Origin of the sequence: Kitasatospora sp. NPDC059408, from assembly GCF_042751525.1 — a bacterium.
Taxonomy (GTDB): Bacteria; Actinomycetota; Actinomycetes; order Streptomycetales; family Streptomycetaceae; genus Kitasatospora.
Genome location: NZ_JBHYWI010000066.1, coordinates 17,346 through 35,440 on the forward strand (window position 1 = coordinate 17,346; position 18,095 = coordinate 35,440).

General features: G+C 71.6%; 16 protein-coding genes. 4 read left to right on the plus strand and 12 right to left on the minus strand.

The window, feature by feature from the left end; genetic code table 11:
• The first annotated feature begins 145 nt into the window (after positions 1 to 145).
• The 4 genes from tal (at position 146) to pgl (ending at position 4,800) form a co-directional block, all read left to right on the plus strand.
• The gene (gene tal, locus ACFXDE_RS32740; protein WP_380444452.1) at positions 146 to 1,288 is read left to right on the plus strand and encodes a transaldolase; all 1,143 of its coding nucleotides are present in this window, start codon (positions 146 to 148) and stop codon (positions 1,286 to 1,288) included.
• A 70-nt stretch (positions 1,289 to 1,358) separates the two neighbouring features.
• Entirely contained in the window at positions 1,359 to 2,906 is a 1,548-nt protein-coding gene (zwf, locus tag ACFXDE_RS32745; protein ID WP_380444480.1) for a glucose-6-phosphate dehydrogenase, read from the plus strand.
• On the plus strand, positions 2,903 to 4,015 hold the full coding sequence (gene opcA / locus ACFXDE_RS32750; RefSeq protein ID WP_380444450.1) for a glucose-6-phosphate dehydrogenase assembly protein OpcA: 1,113 nt from the start codon (positions 2,903 to 2,905) through the stop codon (positions 4,013 to 4,015). The genes zwf and opcA overlap by 4 nt, the downstream gene beginning before the upstream one ends.
• A complete protein-coding gene (gene pgl, locus ACFXDE_RS32755; protein WP_380444449.1) occupies positions 4,012 to 4,800 on the plus strand; it encodes a 6-phosphogluconolactonase in 789 nt (262 codons plus the stop codon). Before opcA ends, pgl begins: the two co-directional genes overlap by 4 nt.
• A gap of 58 nt (positions 4,801 to 4,858) precedes the next feature.
• Here pgl and ACFXDE_RS32760 read toward each other — a convergent pair whose 3' ends face one another.
• From ACFXDE_RS32760 to uvrA, 12 genes are all read right to left on the minus strand, one after another.
• Positions 4,859 to 5,146: an RNA polymerase-binding protein RbpA gene (locus ACFXDE_RS32760; protein WP_030308030.1), complete on the minus strand. Its 288-nt coding sequence runs from the start codon at positions 5,144 to 5,146 to the stop codon at positions 4,859 to 4,861.
• Positions 5,147 to 5,386: 240 nt separating this feature from the next.
• Positions 5,387 to 5,623, minus strand: coding sequence for a preprotein translocase subunit SecG (gene secG, locus ACFXDE_RS32765; protein ID WP_380444447.1), 237 nt, complete (start codon positions 5,621 to 5,623; stop codon positions 5,387 to 5,389).
• An 87-nt stretch (positions 5,624 to 5,710) separates the two neighbouring features.
• Positions 5,711 to 6,496 carry a triose-phosphate isomerase gene (tpiA, locus tag ACFXDE_RS32770; RefSeq protein WP_359960816.1) on the minus strand — a complete coding sequence of 262 codons (786 nt, stop codon included), beginning with the start codon at positions 6,494 to 6,496 and terminating at the stop codon, positions 5,711 to 5,713.
• 5 nt (positions 6,497 to 6,501) lie between these two features.
• Positions 6,502 to 7,704 carry a phosphoglycerate kinase gene (locus tag ACFXDE_RS32775; protein WP_380498186.1) on the minus strand — a complete coding sequence of 401 codons (1,203 nt, stop codon included), beginning with the start codon at positions 7,702 to 7,704 and terminating at the stop codon, positions 6,502 to 6,504.
• Positions 7,705 to 7,858: 154 nt separating this feature from the next.
• The gene (gap, locus tag ACFXDE_RS32780) at positions 7,859 to 8,866 is read right to left on the minus strand and encodes a type I glyceraldehyde-3-phosphate dehydrogenase (protein ID WP_380444443.1); all 1,008 of its coding nucleotides are present in this window, start codon (positions 8,864 to 8,866) and stop codon (positions 7,859 to 7,861) included.
• 330 nt (positions 8,867 to 9,196) lie between these two features.
• Positions 9,197 to 10,177: a DNA-binding protein WhiA gene (whiA, locus tag ACFXDE_RS32785; protein ID WP_218199523.1), complete on the minus strand. Its 981-nt coding sequence runs from the start codon at positions 10,175 to 10,177 to the stop codon at positions 9,197 to 9,199.
• Complete coding sequence (yvcK, locus tag ACFXDE_RS32790) at positions 10,168 to 11,265, minus strand: uridine diphosphate-N-acetylglucosamine-binding protein YvcK (protein ID WP_380444479.1); 1,098 nt, start codon at positions 11,263 to 11,265, stop codon at positions 10,168 to 10,170. The genes whiA and yvcK overlap by 10 nt, the downstream gene beginning before the upstream one ends.
• Before the next feature lie 63 nt (positions 11,266 to 11,328).
• Positions 11,329 to 12,213, minus strand: a complete 885-nt coding sequence (rapZ, locus tag ACFXDE_RS32795) for an RNase adapter RapZ (protein ID WP_380444441.1) — start codon at positions 12,211 to 12,213, stop codon at positions 11,329 to 11,331.
• Entirely contained in the window at positions 12,210 to 12,335 is a 126-nt protein-coding gene (locus tag ACFXDE_RS32800) for a hypothetical protein (RefSeq protein ID WP_380498187.1), read from the minus strand. The genes rapZ and ACFXDE_RS32800 overlap by 4 nt, the downstream gene beginning before the upstream one ends.
• Positions 12,332 to 14,386: an excinuclease ABC subunit UvrC gene (gene uvrC, locus ACFXDE_RS32805; protein ID WP_380498188.1), complete on the minus strand. Its 2,055-nt coding sequence runs from the start codon at positions 14,384 to 14,386 to the stop codon at positions 12,332 to 12,334. The genes ACFXDE_RS32800 and uvrC overlap by 4 nt, the downstream gene beginning before the upstream one ends.
• 96 nt (positions 14,387 to 14,482) lie before the next feature.
• Positions 14,483 to 14,929, minus strand: a complete 447-nt coding sequence (locus ACFXDE_RS32810) for a Rieske (2Fe-2S) protein (protein WP_380444438.1) — start codon at positions 14,927 to 14,929, stop codon at positions 14,483 to 14,485.
• 97 nt (positions 14,930 to 15,026) lie between these two features.
• Positions 15,027 to 17,939 (minus strand): excinuclease ABC subunit UvrA, encoded by a 2,913-nt coding sequence (gene uvrA / locus ACFXDE_RS32815; RefSeq protein WP_380498189.1) that lies wholly within the window; start codon positions 17,937 to 17,939, stop codon positions 15,027 to 15,029.
• Positions 17,940 to 18,095 lie beyond the last annotated feature (156 nt).

The window sequence follows — 18,095 nt, forward strand, 5'->3', positions numbered from 1 at the left end:
GCGGGGGGGGGGGCGGAGCACCACACGCCCCGGCGCCCCCGCGACGCCGTCCCCGGCGCCCCCGGGGGGCCGCCCCCCCCCCCCCCGGGGGGCCCCCCGCCCCTCTGACGACCCCACGAAGACAGAAGAAGAAGGACTGAGCACCATGACCGACGCACTCAAGCGCCTCAGCGACGAAGGCGTGGCGATCTGGCTGGACGACCTCAGCCGCAAGCGGCTGAACTCCGGCAACCTGGCCGAGCTGGTGCAGAACAAGCACGTGGTGGGCGTCACCACCAACCCGACCATCTTCCAGAAGGCCATCGCCGGCAGCGGCGACAGCTCCTACGACGGCCAGCTGCGCGACCTCGCCGTCCGCAAGGTCACCACCGACGAGGCGATCCGCATGATCACCACCTCGGACGTGCGCGACGCCGCCGACGTGCTGCGCCCGGTCTACGACGCCTCCAACGGCCGCGACGGCCGCGTCTCCATCGAGGTCGACCCGCGCCTGGCGCACGAGACCGCCCCCACCGTCGCCGAGGCCAAGCAGCTGTGGTGGCTGGTCGACCGCCCGAACGTCTTCATCAAGATCCCCGCCACCAAGGCCGGCCTGCCCGCCATCGCCGAGGTCATCGGCAAGGGCATCAGCGTCAACGTCACGCTGATCTTCTCGCTGGACCGCTACAAGGCCGTCATGGACGCCTACCTGACCGGCCTGGAGTCCGCCAAGGCCAAGGGCCTGGACCTCTCCCAGATCGAGTCCGTCGCCTCCTTCTTCGTCTCCCGCGTGGACACCGAGATCGACAAGCGCCTGGACAAGATCGGCGGCGACGCCAAGAACCTGCGCTCCAAGGCCGCCCTGGCCAACGCCCGCCTCGCCTACCAGGCGTACGAGGACGTCTTCGGCAGCGTCGACGGCCAGACCGCCGGCAGCGCCCGCTGGAAGGCCCTGGAGGCCGCCGGCGCCAAGCCGCAGCGCCCGCTCTGGGCCTCCACCGGCGTCAAGGACCCGGCCCTGCCGGACACCCTGTACGTCACCGAGCTGGTCGCCCCGGGCACCGTGAACACGATGCCCGAGGCCACCCTGGACGCCACCGCCGACCACGGCGTGGTCACCGGCAACACCATCGTCCCCAACTACGCCGACGCCAAGGCCGTCCTGGACGCCATCGCGGCCGCCGGCGTGGACTACGACGACGTGGTCCAGGTGCTGGAGGACGAGGGCGTCGAGAAGTTCGAGCAGTCCTGGACCGAGCTGCTCGACACCGTCACCGCCTCGCTCGCGTCCTTCGCCGACGAGAAGTGACCCCTGCTCACCGCCAGCGCACGAAAGCGGAGCCCATCAAGTGAGCACTGATTTCCCCGAGTTGACACCGGTGTCGGACGCGGACGATCTCCCGGCCACTCCCGTCAACCCGCTTCGTGACCCCGCAGACCGACGGCTCCCGCGCATCGCGGGGCCGTCGGGCCTGGTCATCTTCGGGGTCACCGGCGACCTGTCCCGCAAGAAGCTGATGCCGGCGATCTACGACCTCGCCAACCGCGGACTGCTGCCGCCGGGCTTCTCGCTCGTCGGCTTCGCGCGCCGCGAGTGGGAGGACGAGGACTTCGCCAAGGAGGTCCACGACGCGGTCAAGGACCACGCCCGGACCCCGTTCCGGGAGGAGGTCTGGCAGCAGCTCGCCAAGGGCATGCGCTTCGTCCAGGGCACCTTCGACGACGACGACGCCTTCGACAAGCTCCGGGCGACCATCGAGGAGCTCGACAAGGCCCAGGGCACCGGCGGCAACTTCGCCTTCTACCTGTCCGTCCCGCCGAAGTTCTTCCCGACCGTCGTCCAGCAGCTCAAGAAGCACGGCCTGGCCGACCCTCCGCAGGGCTCCTGGCGCCGCGCCGTCATCGAGAAGCCCTTCGGCCACGACCTGGAGAGCGCGCAGGAGCTCAACAAGGTCGTCCACGAGGTCTTCCCGCGCGACGAGGTCTTCCGGATCGACCACTACCTGGGCAAGGAGACGGTCCAGAACATCCTGGCGCTGCGCTTCGCGAACCAGATGTTCGAGCCGATCTGGAACCGGTCCTACGTCGACCACGTGCAGATCACGATGGCCGAGGACATCGGCATCGGCGGCCGCGCCGGCTACTACGACGGCATCGGCTCCGCCCGCGACGTCATCCAGAACCACCTGCTCCAGCTGATGGCGCTCACCGCCATCGAGGAGCCCGCCTCCTTCCACCCCAAGGCGCTGGTCGCCGAGAAGCTGAAGGTGCTCAGCGCCGTCAAGCTCCCGGCCGACCTCGGCCGGCACACCGTGCGCGGCCAGTACGCGGCCGGCTGGCAGGGCGGCGAGGAGGTCGTCGGGTACCTCGACGAGGACGGCATCGACCCGGACTCCAAGACCGACACCTACGCGGCCATCAAGCTGGAGATCAACAACCGCCGCTGGGCGGGCGTCCCGTTCTACCTGCGCACCGGCAAGCGCCTCGGGCGCCGCGTCACCGAGATCGCGGTCGTCTTCCAGCGCGCCCCGTACCTGCCGTTCGACTCCTACGCGACCGAGGAGCTCGGGCAGAACGCCCTGGTCATCCGGGTCCAGCCGGACGAGGGCGTGACGGTGCGGTTCGGCTCCAAGGTGCCCGGCACCTCCTTCGAGGTCCGCGACGTCACGATGGACTTCGCCTACGGCGAGTCCTTCACCGAGTCCAGCCCCGAGGCCTACGAGCGGCTCATCCTCGACGTGCTGCTCGGCGACGCCAACCTGTTCCCGCGCCACCAGGAGGTCGAGCTCTCCTGGCAGATCCTCGACCCGATCGAGAGGTACTGGGACACCCACGGCAAGCCCGCCCAGTACGCGGCGGGGACCTGGGGCCCCGTCGAGGCGGACGAGATGCTCGCACGAGACGGCAGGAGCTGGCGCCGGCCATGAAGATCGACCTCACCAACACGACGTCGAGCAAGATCAACGCCGCCCTCATGGAGGCGCGCCGGGCCGGTGGCAGCACCGCCGCCGGCATGGTGCTCACCCTGGTGATCGTGACCGACGAGGGCAGCGCCTACGACGCCCTCAAGGCCGCCAACGACGCCTCCCGCGAGCACCCCTCGCGCACCCTCGCGGTGATCAAGCGCGCCGGGCGCTCGCCCCGGGCCCGCGCCGAGACCCGCCTGGACGCCGAGATCCTGGTCGGCTCGGACGCCGGCTCCGGCGAGACGGTCATCCTGCGCATGCACGGCGAACTCGCCGCGCACGCCCAGTCCGTCGTCCTGCCGCTGCTGCTGCCGGACGCCCCGGTCGTCGTCTGGTGGCCGGACAACGCGCCGCTCCACCCGGCGCAGGACCCGCTCGGCTCGATCGCCCAGCGCCGGATCACCGACGCGGTCACCGCCGAGTCCCCGGTCGGCCAGCTCGCCCAGCGGGCCCAGAGCTACACCCCGGGCGACACCGACCTGGCCTGGACCCGGATCACCGGCTGGCGCTCGATGCTCGCCGCGGCGCTCGACCAGCGCCCGTCGCAGATCGTCTCCGCCGTGGTGGAGGGCGAGTCGTACAACCCCAGCGTCGAGCTGCTCGGCCTGTGGCTGCACAACCGCCTGCACGTCCCGGTCGAGCGCGTCGTCACCGGCGGCCCCGGCATCACCGCGGTGCACCTGCGCACCAAGGACGGGGACATCACCCTGGACCGCCCGGACGGCCTGATGGGCACCCTGTCGATGCCCGGCTCGCCGGACCGCCAGGTCGCGCTCAAGCGGCGCGAGACCTCGGAGCTGATCGCCGAGGAGCTGCGCCGGCTCGACCCGGACGACATCTACTCGACGGCCGTGCGCACGCCCGTGGACCGCCTCCACGAGCCCGCCAACGCCGAGACGGTGGCCGCCGGGCGGCTCGCCCAGGCGGTCTCCGACGTGCCGGTGGCCAACCCCGACCGGGTGACGGCCGCCGCCGCGGAGAAGAAGCCCGCGGCGAAGAAGGCCGCCAGGAAGGCCGCGGAGAAGGCCGACGAGCCGGCCGGCGAGCAGGCCGCCGGGGACAGCGCATGACCAACGCCACCCCGCAGCTCGTCGTCCACCGCGACAAGGAGCTGATGGCCCAGGCGGCCGCGGCCCGGCTCATCACCCGGATCGTGGACGCCCAGGCCGCCCGCGGCACCGCCTCGGTGGTGCTCACCGGCGGCCGCAACGGCAACGCCCTGCTGGCCGCGATCGCCGCCTCCCCGGCGCGCGACGCGGTCGACTGGGCGCGGCTGGACCTCTGGTGGGGCGACGAGCGCTTCGTGCCCGCCGCGGACCCGGACCGCAACGCCGTCCAGGCCCGCGCCGAGTTGCTCGACGCCGTCCCGCTCGACCCGGCGCGGGTGCACGAGATGCCCGCCTCGGACGGCGTCGACGGCTCGGACGTCGAGGCCGCCGCCGCCCGCTACGCGCAGGAGCTGGCGAAGGCGGCCGGACCGGGCGACCGGACCGGCGTGCCGGCCTTCGACGTGCTGCTGCTGGGCGTCGGCCCGGACACCCACGTCGCGTCGCTGTTCCCGGAGCACCCGGGCGTGCGGGAGACCGAGCTGACGGTGGTCGGCGTGCGCGGGGCCCCCAAGCCCCCGCCGACCCGGATCTCGCTCACCCTCCCGGCGATCCGGGCGGCCCGCGAGGTCTGGCTGCTGGCGGCCGGCGAGGACAAGGCGGGCGCGGTCGCGCTGGCCCTGTCCGGCCCGGGCGAGATCCAGGCGCCCGCCTCCGGCGCGTACGGCCGCGGCCGCACGCTGTGGCTGCTGGACCGGGCCGCCGCCGAGCGGATCCCGCCGCAGCTGTACCCGCCGGCCTCGGCCTAGGGACTCAACGCCGAAGGGCGCCACCGTCGTTGACGGTGGCGCCCTTCGGTCTTCCGGCTCAGATCTCGCCGCGCAGCTTGGCCAGCGCCTCGGCGAGGATCGCCTCGCCGTCGGCGTCGGTGCGCCGCTCGCGGACGTAGGCGAGGTGGGTCTTGTACGGCTCGTTGCGCGAGGGGGCGGGCGGGTTGTGCTCGTCCTGTCCGGCCGGGAAACCGCAGCGCGGGCAGTCCCAGGTGTCCGGGATGACGGCTTCGGCGGCGAAGCTGGGACGGGTCTCGTGCTTGTTGGCACACCAGAAGGAGATCCGGTTGCGCGGCGCGGACTCGCCGCGCTCCGCCTCGCCCATCGGGCCGGCTCCGACCCTGCTGCCACGGATGGCGTTGCCACTTGCCACGGTCTGACTCCCTGCGTGCTGGTACGCCGACCCGCCGCGGTGCGCGTCGGTGGCGAAAGTCGTCCTAGTGTAAGCAGGAGTTAAGGGTGCGCCACCATCGCCTCCGCCCCCGACCGTCCCAGGATAGGCGCTCGGGCGACGGGGCGTCAGGCTTGTGCGGGCTCCGTTACCAGCAGAGGTGTGCGGCCGGTCCTAGCCCTTGTACTTGAGCAGCAGGCTCAGCACCATGATGGAGGCGAACCAGCCCAGACCGACCACGATCGTGATGCGGTCGAGGTTGCGCTCGGCCACCGCGGAGCCGCCACCGGTGGACATCGCGCCACCACCGAACATGTCGGACAGACCGCCGCCCTTCCCCTTGTGCAGCAGCACGAGCAGGATCATCAGCAGGCTGAAGATGATCAGGGCAATAGAGAACCCGAGAACCACGACGGGACCAACTCTCTCGAATCTTCGGCGAAGGGGCCGGGCCGCGTCCGGCGGTCCGGCCCCAAAGCCTACGTTGCTGCGGCGGCGTTAGCCTACTGCCTGGTCACGGTAGCGCACGATCTTGGCGAACTCCGCGGCGTCCAGCGAAGCACCGCCGATCAGTCCGCCGTCGATGTCGGGCTTGGCCATCAGGCCGGCCGCGCTCGACGACTTGACCGAACCGCCGTACAGCACACGGACCTTGTCGGCCAGCGCGCCGTCGTACAGCTCGGCGATCCGCTTGCGGATGGCCGCGCAGACCTCCTGCGCGTCCTCCGGCGTCGCCACCTCGCCGGTGCCGATCGCCCAGACCGGCTCGTACGCGATCACGACGGTCTCGGCCTGCTCGGCCGGGACGTCCTTGAGGCCGCCGTCCAGCTGGGCCAGCGTGTGCTCGACGTGGGTGCCGGCCTTGCGGACCTCCAGCGGCTCGCCGATGCACAGGATCGGGGTGATCCCGGCCCGGTAGGCGGCCTTGACCTTGGCGTTGACGATCTCGTCGGTCTCGGCGTGGTACTGGCGGCGCTCCGAGTGGCCGATCACCGCGTAGGTGCAGCGGAGCTTGGCCAGCATCGGGCCGGAGACCTCGCCGGTGTAGGCGCCGGAGTCGTGCTCCGAGATGTCCTGCGAGCCGTACTTGATCTTCAGCTTGTCCGTCTCGACCAGCGTCTGCACCGAGCGCAGGTCGGTGAACGGGGTCAGGACGGCGACCTCGACGGCCGCGTAGTCCTTGTCGTTCAGGGTGAAGGCGAGCTTCTGGGTGTGCTGGATGGCCTCAAGGTGGTTGAGGTTCATCTTCCAGTTGCCCGCCATGAGCGGGAGACGTTCGGTCATTGCGTTCAGCCTTCCAGGGCGGTGAGACCCGGGAGCTGCTTGCCCTCCAGGTACTCCAGGCTCGCGCCACCGCCGGTCGAGATGTGTCCAAAGGCGTTCTCGTCGAAGCCCAGGATGCGGACGGCCGCGGCGGAGTCGCCGCCGCCGACCACGGTGAAGCCGGGGCTGTCGAGCAGCGCCTTCGCGACGGCCTTGGTGCCGTTGGCGTAGTCGGGGTGCTCGAAGACGCCCATCGGGCCGTTCCAGAACACCGTCCCGGCGTCGGCCAGCTTCTCCGCGTACAGCTCGCGGGTCTTCGGGCCGATGTCCAGGCCCTCCTTGTCGGCCGGGATGGCGTCCGAGGAGACGAGGTCGAAGGTCGCCGGGGTCTTGCCCTTGAGGTCCGGGAAGTCGGCCGACACCAGGACGTCGACCGGCAGGACGAACTCGACGCCCCGCTTCTCGGCCTCGGCCAGGTAGTTCAGGCAGACCGGGATCTGGTCCTCCTGCAGCAGCGAGATGCCGACCTCGTGGCCCTGGGCCTTCAGGAAGGTGTACGCCATGCCGCCGCCGATCAGGATGCGGTCGGCCTTCTTCAGCAGGTTGTCGATCACGCCGAGCTTGTCGGACACCTTGGCGCCGCCGAGCACGACGACGTACGGGCGCGCGACCTCGTCGGTGAGCTTCCTCAGCACGCCGACCTCGGTGGCGATCAGGTCGCCGGCGGCGTGCGGCAGCAGGGCCGGGAGGTCGAACACCGAGGCGTGCTTGCGGTGCACCGCGCCGAAGCCGTCGCCGACGTACAGGTCGGCCAGGGCGGCCAGCTGCTCGGCGAAGGCCTTGCGCTCGGCGTCGTCCTTGCTGGTCTCGCCGGCGTTGAAGCGCAGGTTCTCCAGCAGCGCGACCTGGCCGTCGGTCAGGCCGGCGACGGCGGCCGCGGCGCTCTCGCCCACCGTGTCGGTGGCGAAGGAGACGTCCTTGCCGAGGATCTCGCCGAGGCGCGCGGCCACCGGCGCGAGGGAGAACTTCTCCTCCGGCGCACCCTTCGGGCGGCCCAGGTGGGAGGCGACGACGACCTTCGCGCCACGCTCCAGGAGCTTGGCGATGGTCGGGGCGACCGCGCGGATGCGGCCGTCGTCGGTGATCGCGGCGCCGTCCAGCGGCACGTTCAGGTCGGCGCGGACGAAGACGCGCTTGCCGGCGACGTCGAGGTCTTCGATGGTCTTCACGGGTTCTTCGGTCTCCTGGGGAGATGGGGGGATGCGCAGGTGGGCGGCACGGCGCAGGGGCCGCCCGGAAGGTTCTTGTACGCAGAACGAGGGCCCGGTCGGCGTCGTGCGCCGTCCGGGCCCTCGCCCTCACATCACGTCAGCTCCCACTGCGTCAGAGCTGGCCACCGACGAGGGTGACCAGGTCCACGACGCGGTTCGAGTAGCCCCACTCGTTGTCGTACCAGCCGAGCACCTTGACCTGGTTGCCCTGGACCATGGTGAGCTGCGAGTCGAAGATGCAGGAGGCCGGGTCGTTGACGATGTCCGAGGAGACGATCGGGTCCTCGGTGTAGGCCAGGATGCCCTTGAGCGGGCCCTCCTGCGCGGCCTTCTGGAAGGCGGCGTTGACCTCGTCCTTGGTCACCTCGCGCTCCAGGGTGACGACCAGGTCCGTGATGGAGCCGGTCGGGACCGGGACGCGCAGCGAGGTGCCGTCCAGCTTGCCCTTGAGCTCCGGCAGGACCAGGGCGGTCGCCTTGGCCGCACCGGTCGAGGTCGGGATGATGTTCTGCGAGGCCGCACGAGCACGGCGCAGGTCCTTGTGCGGGAAGTCCAGGGTCACCTGGTCGTTGGTGAACGCGTGGACGGTGGTCATCAGACCCTTGACGATGCCGAAGCTCTCGTTCAGCACCTTGGCCATCGGCGCCACGCAGTTGGTGGTGCACGAGGCGTTGGAGATGACGTGGTGGTTGGCGGCGTCGTACTTCTCGTCGTTGACACCCAGGACGATGGTGACGTCCTCGTCGGTGGCGGGCGCCGAGATGATGACCTTCTTCGCGCCGGCGGTGAGGTGCTTCTTCGCGGCCTCGGCCTTGGTGAAGATGCCGGTGGACTCGACGACGATGTCGGCGCCCAGGGCGGCCCACGGCAGGTTCGCCGGGTCGCGCTCGGCCGTCACCTTGAAGGTGTGGCCGTCGACGGTGATGCTGTCCTCGGTGTGCGAGACCTCGCCCGGGAAGGTGCCCAGGGTGGTGTCGTACTTGAGCAGGTGAGCCAGGGTCTTCGTGTCAGTCAGGTCGTTGACACCGACGATCTCGATGTCCGCGCCCTGGGCCTTGACCGCGCGGAAGAAGTTGCGGCCGATGCGGCCGAATCCGTTGATGCCTACCCGGATCGTCACGAACCGATCTCCTCGTTAGGTACGCCGGAGCTAAGCCGACGGGGGTGAGATTTGGGAAGTCCCCGACCGCCTATGACCCTACCCCTCCGGGGCCTGGGAGGGCACATCGCACCAATTCGCGAGACGTGGCGTGGCGTGGCCCAAACCCCATTTCAGGCCTTCCGTCCTTGGTTCCCCGGGCAGTTGGACCCGGGTCAGTGGTCTCTACCAATTTGCCAAACCGGACTCCCGCCGCACGGACCCGCGCGGGCCGTCCGGACACGACGGCGGCCGGTGCCCGGAATCCGGACACCGGCCGCGAATCGGTCACGAACCGTGATCGTCGGCTCGTCAGTTGAGCGCCATCTCGTCGGTGAGGTTCGCCTCGGTGCTCGGCAGGCCGAGCTCGGAGGCGCGCTTGTCGGCCATCGCCAGCAGGCGGCGGATCCGGCCGGCCACCGCGTCCTTGGTCAGCGGCGGGTCGGCGAGCGCGCCGAGCTCCTCCAGAGAGGCCTGCTTGTGCTGCATCCGCAGCTGGCCGGCGGCGGCCAGGTGCTCGGGCACCTCGTCGCCGAGGATCTCCAGCGCGCGGGCCACCCGGGCGCCGGCCGCGACCGCGGCGCGGGCCGAGCGGCGCAGGTTGGCGTCGTCGAAGTTGGCGAGGCGGTTGGCGGTGGCCCGGACCTCGCGCCGCATCCGGCGCTCCTCCCAGGCGAGCACCGACTCGTGCGCGCCCAGGCGCGTCAGCAGCGCGCCGATGGCGTCACCGTCCCGGATGACGACCCGGTCCACCCCGCGGACCTCGCGGGCCTTGGCGGGGATGCCGAGTCGGCGGGCGGCGCCGACGAGGGCGAGGGCCGCCTCGGAGCCGGGGCAGGTGATCTCCAGCGAGGACGAGCGGCCGGGCTCGGTGAGGGACCCGTGCGCGAGGAAGGCCCCGCGCCAGGCCGCCTCGGCGTCGCAGGTCGCCCCGGAGACGACCGCCGGGGGCAGGCCCCGGATCGGGCGCCCACGGCCGTCCACGAGGCCGGTCTGGCGCGCGAGCAGCTCGCCGTCCTTGACCACGCGCACGACGAACCGGCTGCCGCGGCGCAGCCCGCCGGGGGCCATCACGACGAGGTCGGAGGAGTGCCCGAAGATCTCCAGCAGGTCCTTGCGCAGGCGCCGCGCGGCCGCCCCCGTGTCGAGCTCGGCCTCGATCACGATCCGGCCGCTCACGATGTGCAGCCCGCCTGCGAACCGCAGGATCGCCGACACCTCCGCCTTGCGGCAGCAGGCCCGGGTGACCGGGAGCCGGCTGATCTCGTCCTTCACCGCTGGAGTCATCGCCATGGCCCGATCCTTCCATGTGTCCGGAAAATCCGGTCGTACGCTGCCGCCAACAGCTCCGGGTCGTGTCGCGGGGTGCCGTCGGTGCGGGCCACCCGGCCGAGCACCAGGGCCGCGCCCATCCGCTCGGCGGCCTTCTCCAGGCCGTCCAGGTCGGCCTGGCCGAAGGCGCCGCCGGTGACGGCCCGCTCGTCCACCAGGATCGCATCCACGGCGAGCCCCGGGGCGTGGTCGGCGATGACCTCCAGGTGGCGCTGCGGCGTGAAGCCCTCGGTCTCGCCGGGCTGGGGCGCCAGGTTGAGCGTGAGCAGGCGGCGGGCGCGGGTCTCGACCAGGGCCTTGGCGAGGTCCGGCACCAGCAGGTGCGGCAGCACGCTGGTGAACCAGGAGCCCGGGCCGAGCACCACCCAGTCCGCCTCGCGCACGGCCGCGACGGCCTCCGGGACGGCCGGCGGCTCCTCCGGCACCAGCCGGATCGACTGCACGGTGCCCGGCGTGACCGCGACGCTGGCCTGGCCGCGCACGGCCGTGACCGCGCCCGGGTGGGCCGGGTCGTGGCCGCGGACGGTGGCCTCGATGTCCAGCGGCACCGCCGACATCGGCAGCACCCGGCCCTGGACGTTCAGCAGCCGGCCGACCCAGTCCAGCGCGGCGACCGGGTCGCCGAGCTTCTCCCACAGCGCGACGATCAGCAGGTTGCCCACGGCGTGGCCGCCGAGGTCGCCGCTGCCGGTGAAGCGCTGCTGGATCACCTCGGACCAGGTGCGGCCCCAGTCGTCGTCCCCGCACAGGGCCGCCAGGGCCTTGCGCAGGTCGCCCGGGGGCAGCACGCCCAGCTCGGTGCGCAGCCGCCCGCTGGAGCCGCCGTCGTCGGCGACGGTGACCACGGCGGTCAGGTCGCTGGTGAGCCGGCGCAGGGCCGACAGCGACGCGGACAGGCCCTGGCCGCCGCCGAGGGCGGTGATCCGGGGGGCCGGGTTGGCCCGGGCGGGGCTGCTGCGCGGCTTGCTGGGAGCCGGGGTCCTCGCCGGGACCCCGGTCCGGTCGCCGTTCTTGTGGTGCGGCTGCCGTCCGGGCACGTATCCCGTCACACCCACCTCGCGTTCCTCTTCGCCCGCGGCCGCCCGGCCGGCGGCCCGGCGAGGAGGCGGCGGTTACTCCCGTCCCATGTCTCGGTGGACCAGCACCGTTTCGACGCCGTCGGCGATGAGGCGCTTGGTCAGGCGCTCGGACATCGCGACGCTGCGGTGCTTGCCACCGGTGCAGCCTACGGCAAGCGTCATGTACCGCTTGCCCTCCCTGCGGTACCCCTCCGTGACGATGCGGAGCAGCTCCGCGTAGCCGTTGAGGAACTCGTTGGCGCCGGGCTGCTGGAACACGTAGTCGGCGACGTCGGAGTCGGTGCCGGTGCGGGCGCGCAGCTCGGGGACCCAGTGCGGGTTGGGCAGGAAGCGGCAGTCCACCACGAGGTCGGCGTCGACCGGCAGGCCGTACTTGAAGCCGAAGGACATCACGGTGGCGCGCAGCTCGGGCTCGTCGTGGTCGGCGAACTGGGCGTCGAGCTTGGCGCGCAGCTGGTGCACGTTGAGGTTGGAGGTGTCGATCACCAGGTCGGCCTCGCCGCGCAGCTCGCGCAGCAGGTCGCGCTCCAGGGCGATGCCGTCGACGATCCGGCCGTCGGCCTGGAGCGGGTGCGGGCGGCGCACGCTCTCGAAGCGGCGGACCAGGGCCTCGTCGGAGGAGTCCAGGAAGAGGACCTGGAGCCGGACTCCGCGCTTCTCCAGCTCGTCGAGCGAGGTGAGCAGGTCGTCGAAGAACTGCCGGCCGCGGACGTCCACGACGGCGCCGATCCTGGCGACGTTGCCCTGGGAGCGGGCCCCGAGGTCGACCATGGTCGGGATGAGGGCCGGCGGCAGGTTGTCCACCACGAACCAGCCGAGGTCCTCCAGGCACTTGGCCGCGGTGGAGCGGCCGGCTCCGGACATGCCGGAGATGATCACCAGCTCCGGGACGTTCTCGGCCACGTCTGACACGGTCACTTCGGTTCCCCGCTCTCGGTCTTTCTGCTGGGGAGCACGCGCATGGCGCGGCCGTGCGGCGCCGGTCCGCCGGGGCGGTCGGCGGCCGGGCGCGCCGGCTGACGGGCGGCGTCGGCCGTCATGGCGTCTCCTGGGATGGTGCGGTCGTGGGTGCTGCGGCCACCGGCGCGGTGGCCTGGTCGGCCCCGTCCTCGATGATCTCGCCGGTCGCGGTGTTGACCGCGGGTGCGGCGGGTGTACGGGAGGACAACGCCGCCGCAACAGTCTCCGCCGTGCGGCGTCCGATGCCGGGTACGGCGCAGAGTTCGTCGACGGTGGCGGCCCGGAGCCTCTTCAGCGAGCCGAAGTGCTTGAGCAGCGCCTGGCGGCGAGTCTCGCCGAGGCCCGGGACGGAGTCCAGTTCCCCGGCGGTGAGTCGCTTGGAACGCTTGCTGCGCTGGTAGCCGATCGCGAAGCGGTGGGCCTCGTCGCGGACGCGCTGGAGCAGGTAGAGGCCCTCGCTGCTGCGCGGCAGGACGACGGGGTCGTCCTCGCCCGGCAGCCAGACCTCCTCCAGGCGCTTGGCGAGGCCGCACAGGGCGACGTCGTCGATGCCGAGCTCGTCCAGGGCCCGCCTGGCGGCGGCGACCTGCGGTTGGCCGCCGTCGACGACGAGCAGCTGCGGCGGGTAGGCGAAGCGCTTGGGGCGGCCGTCCTCGGTGCGCGGACCGTCCTCGGGCTGGTCGTCCTCGGACTCGACGACGGCCCACTCGCCGGTCTGCTCGCGCTCCTGGAGGTAGCGGCGGAAGCGCCGGCTGATCACCTCGTGCATCGAGCGGACGTCGTCCTGGCCCGCGAAGCCCTTGATCTGGAAGCGCCGGTACTCGCTCTTGCGGGCCAGGCCGTCCTCGAAGACGACCATCGACGCGACCACGTCCTCGCCCTGGAGGTGGGAGATGTCGAAGCACTCGATGCGCAGCGGGACGGAGTCCAGCTCCAGCGCGTCGGCGATCTCCTGGAGGGCGCGGCTGCGGGTGGTGAGGTCGGAGGCGCGCTTGGTCTTGTGCAGGGCCAGCGCCTGCTGGGCGTTGCGCTGCACGGTGGCCATCAGGTCCTTCTTGTCGCCGCGCTGCGGGACGCGCAGGTCGACCTGGCTGCCGCGCAGGCCGCTCAGCCACTCCCGGACCGGCCCGTCCGGCTCCGGCAGGGCCGGGACGAGCACCTCGCGCGGGACGCTCTCGCTGCGTTCGTCGGCAGTGGCGCCGCCGTAGAGCTGCTGGAGGGCGTGCTCGACCAGGCCCGCGGTGTCGACGTCCTCGACCTTGTCGGTGACCCAGCCGCGCTGGCCGCGGACCCGGCCGCCGCGCACGTGGAAGATCTGGACGGCGGCCTCCAGTTCGTCCTCGGCGAGGGCCAGGAGGTCGGCGTCGGTGGCGTCGGCGAGCACGATGGCGTTCTTCTCCATCGCACGCTTGAGGGCGCCGATGTCGTCCCGCAGGCGGGCCGCCTTCTCGTACTCCATCTCCGCGGCGGCCTCCTGCATCCCGTCTTCCAGGCGGCGCAGGTAGTTGCCGGTGCGCCCGGCCATGAAGTCGCAGAAGTCCTCGGCCAGCGCGCGGTGTTCGTCCGCGGTGACCTTGCCGACGCAGGGCGCGGCGCACTTGCCGATGTAGCCCAGCAGGCAGGGCCGGCCGACCTGCCGCGCGCGCTTGAACACGCCGTTGGAGCAGGTGCGGACGGGGAAGACGCGCAGCAGCAGGTCGACCGTCTCGCGGATCGCCCACGCGTGCCCGTACGGTCCGAAGTAGCGCACGCCCTTCTTGTGCGCGCCGCGCATCACCTGGACGCGCGGGTACTCCTCGTTGAGGGTGACCGCGAGCTCGGGGTAGCTCTTGTCGTCGCGGTACTTCACGTTGAACCGCGGATCGAACTCCTTGATCCAGGAGTACTCCAGCTGCAGCGCCTCGACCTCGGTGGCCACCACCGTCCACTCGACCGAAGCCGCGGTGGTGACCATGGTCGCGGTGCGCGGGTGCAGCCCGGCGAGGTCCTGGAAGTAGGACGACAGGCGCGGGCGCAGGCTCTTGGCCTTGCCGACGTAGATGACCCGGCCGTGGGCGTCGCGGAACCTGTAGACGCCCGGTGAGGTCGGAATCGCGCCCGGGGCCGGGCGGTAGGTGCTCGGGTCAGCCATGGGTCCACCGTACCGAGTGGGGCCGGGGGTGCGGAGGGCCGATCCGATCGGCGGACGCCGGCGCGGCGGGGGTCTGTTCGGCGGGGCTCAACTGCGTCAGCTCGGGGTCACCTTGAGGTTGCCGCCCTCGACCGTGACGGTGTAGGCGGGCAGCGGGGAGGGGGCCGGGCCGTCCGCCACGGCACCGTCGGCGATGGCGAACTTGCTGCCGTGGCAGGGGCACTGGATCTGCTGGTTCTTCACCTGGTCGACGATGCAGCCCGCGTGCGTGCACTTGGCGCTGAACGCCTTGTACTGCCCGGCGGTGGGCTGGGTGACGACGATCTTCTGCTCGCGGAAGACCTTGCCGCCGCCCTCCGGCACCGCCGAGGCCGGGCCGAGGTCCACCGGGCCCTTGGGGGCGGCGCCGGAGCCGGACGAACCGGCCGACGAGCCGCAGCCGGTGAGCGCCACGGTGCCGCCGGCCGCCGCCAGGACGGCCGCGGCGCCGCAGAGCAGGGTGCGGCGGGAGGTGGCGGGGTTGCTCTCGGGGGCCTCGGACATCGGTGCGCTCCTGCGGGTGGGCTGCGGCGTGGGACCACGGAAGTCTATGCGGCGGGCACGGCCGCTCCCGGGGCGGGAGGGGCCGTGCCCGCGTGCACTACTTCTTCGCCGCGGCGGCCCGCTTGCGCGGCGCCTTCTTCGCCGGAGCGGCGACCGGGGCGTCGGCGAAGTCGCCCGGGAGGATGTCCCGGAGGAACTTGCCGGTGTGGCTCTCCGACACCGCGGCGATCTGCTCCGGGGTGCCCTCGGCGACCACCGTGCCGCCGCCGGAGCCGCCCTCGGGGCCCATGTCGACGATCCAGTCGGCGGTCTTGATCACATCGAGGTTGTGCTCGATGACGATCACCGTGTTGCCCTTCTCGACCAGCCCGGTGAGCACCTTGATCAGCTTGCTGATGTCCTCGAAGTGCAGGCCGGTGGTGGGCTCGTCGAGCACGTAGACCGTCCGCCCGGTGGAGCGCTTCTGCAGCTCCGAGGCGAGCTTGACGCGCTGCGCCTCGCCGCCGGACAGCGTCGGCGCGGACTGGCCGAGCCGGACGTAGCCGAGGCCGACGTCGTTGAGCGTCCGGAGGTGGCGGGCGATCGCCGGAACGGCCTCGAAGAAGGCCAGCGCCTCCTCGATCGGCATGTCCAGCACCTCGGCGATGGACTTGCCCTTGTAGTGCACCTCCAGCGTCTCCCGGTTGTACCGGGCGCCGTGGCAGACCTCGCACGGCACGTAGACGTCCGGCAGGAAGTTCATCTCGATCTTGATGGTGCCGTCGCCGGAGCAGTTCTCGCAGCGCCCGCCCTTGACGTTGAAGGAGAACCGGCCGGGCAGGTAGCCGCGGACCTTGGCCTCCTGCGTCTCCGCGAAGAGCCGGCGGACGTGGTCGAACACCCCGGTGTAGGTGGCCGGGTTGGAGCGCGGGGTGCGCCCGATCGGCGACTGGTCGACGTGCACCACCTTGTCCACCAGGTCGGTGCCGGTGATCCGGGTGTGCCGGCCCGGCACGCTGCGGGCGCCGTTCAGCTCCCGGGCGAGGTGGGTGTAGAGGATGTCGTTGACCAGCGTCGACTTGCCGGAGCCGGACACGCCGGTGATCGCGGTGAAGGTGCCGAGTGGGAAGCCGACCGTGACGTCCTTGAGGTTGTGCTCGCGGGCGCCGTGGACGGTCAGCTGGCGCTTCTTGTCCCGCTCGCGGCGGGCCGCCGGGATCGGGATGGACCGCTTGCCCGACAGGTACTGGCCGGTCAGCGACTCCTTGTTGGCCAGCAGCTGCTTCAGCGAACCGGAGTGCACCACCTTGCCGCCGTGCTCGCCGGCGCCCGGGCCGATGTCGACCACCCAGTCCGCCGTCTTGATGGTGTCCTCGTCGTGCTCGACGACGATCAGGGTGTTGCCGATGTCGCGCAGCCGCACCAGCGTCTCGATCAGCCGGTGGTTGTCCCGCTGGTGCAGGCCGATGGACGGCTCGTCCAGCACGTAGAGCACGCCGACCAGGCCGGAGCCGATCTGGGTGGCCAGCCGGATGCGCTGGGCCTCGCCGCCGGACAGGGTGCCGGCCGCGCGGTCGAGCGAGAGGTAGTCCAGGCCGACGTCGACCAGGAAGCGCAGCCGCTCGTTGACCTCCTTGAGGACCCGCTCGGCGATCTGCTTGTCCCGGGCGCCCAGCTTCATCGCGCCCAGGAACTCGGCGCAGTCGCTGATCGACATCGAGGAGACGTCGGCGATCGACCTGTCCTGGACGGTGACCGCGAGCACCACCGGCTTGAGCCGGGTGCCCTGGCAGGTCGGGCAGGGCACCTCGCGCATGTAGCCCTCGAAGCGCTCGCGGCTGCTGTCGCTCTCCGCCTCGGTGTGCCGGCGCTGGATGAACGGGACCGCGCCCTCGAAGCCGGTGCTGTACGAGCGCTCGCGGCCGAAGCGGTTGCGGTAGCGGACCTCCACCTGGTGCTTGTGCCCGTACAGCAGCGCCTTCTTGGCGCGGGCCGGCAGCCCGGCCCACGGGATGTCGGTGCGGAAGCCCAGCTCCTGGGCGAGCGCGTCGATCAGGCGCTGGAAGTACTCCTTGGCGTGGCCGGCCGACCACGGGTGGATGGCGCCCTCGTCGAGCGAGCGCTCGACGTCCGGGACGACCAGGTCCGGGTCGACCTCCATCCGGTTGCCCAGGCCCGAGCAGTCCGGGCAGGCGCCGAACGGCGAGTTGAAGGAGAACGAGCGCGGCTCCAGCTCCTCGAACGACACGTCGTCGTACGGGCAGTAGAGGTGCTCGGAGTACATGCGCTCGCGCTCCGGGTCGTCCTCCGGGAGGTCGACGAAGTCGAGCACGACCATGCCGCCGGCCAGCCGCAGGGCCGTCTCCACCGAGTCGGTGAGCCGCCGCTTGGCGCTCTCCTTGACGGTCAGGCGGTCGATGACCACCTCGACGGTGTGCTTCTCCTGCTTCTTGAGCTTCGGCGGCTCGGCGAGCTGGACCGTCTCGCCGTCCACCCGGGCGCGCGAGTAGCCCTTGGACTGGAGGTCGGCGAAGAGGTCGACGAACTCGCCCTTGCGCTCGCGCACCACCGGACTGAGCACCTGGAACCGGGTGCCCTCGGCGAGCTCCAGCACCTTGTCGACGACCGCCTGCGGGGACTGCTTGGCGATCGGGCGGCCGCAGTGCGGGCAGTGCGGCTTGCCGATCCGGGCGAACAGCAGGCGCAGGTAGTCGTAGACCTCGGTGATGGTGCCGACGGTCGAACGGGGGTTGCGGTTGGTGGACTTCTGGTCGATCGAGACGGCCGGGGAGAGGCCCTCGATGAAGTCCACGTCGGGCTTGTCCATCTGCCCGAGGAACTGGCGGGCGTACGAGGACAGCGACTCGACGTAGCGGCGCTGGCCCTCGGCGAAGATCGTGTCGAAGGCGAGCGAGGACTTGCCGGAGCCGGAGAGGCCCGTGAAGACGATGAGGGAGTCGCGGGGCAGGTCGAGCGAGACGTTCTTGAGGTTGTGCTCGCGAGCACCGCGGACGATGAGGCGGTCGGCCACTGCTTCTGGCGCCTTTCTCCGGGGCGAGAGGGCTTGCGGTGAGATTGGGTGCTTCTTCCAGGATGCGGCAGCCAGCCTATAGCTCAGACGTTCGAATCTCGACTTTGTCCACCCGAGACCACCCGAACGAGTGAGGACCGCCCCGGGGCCGTCCGT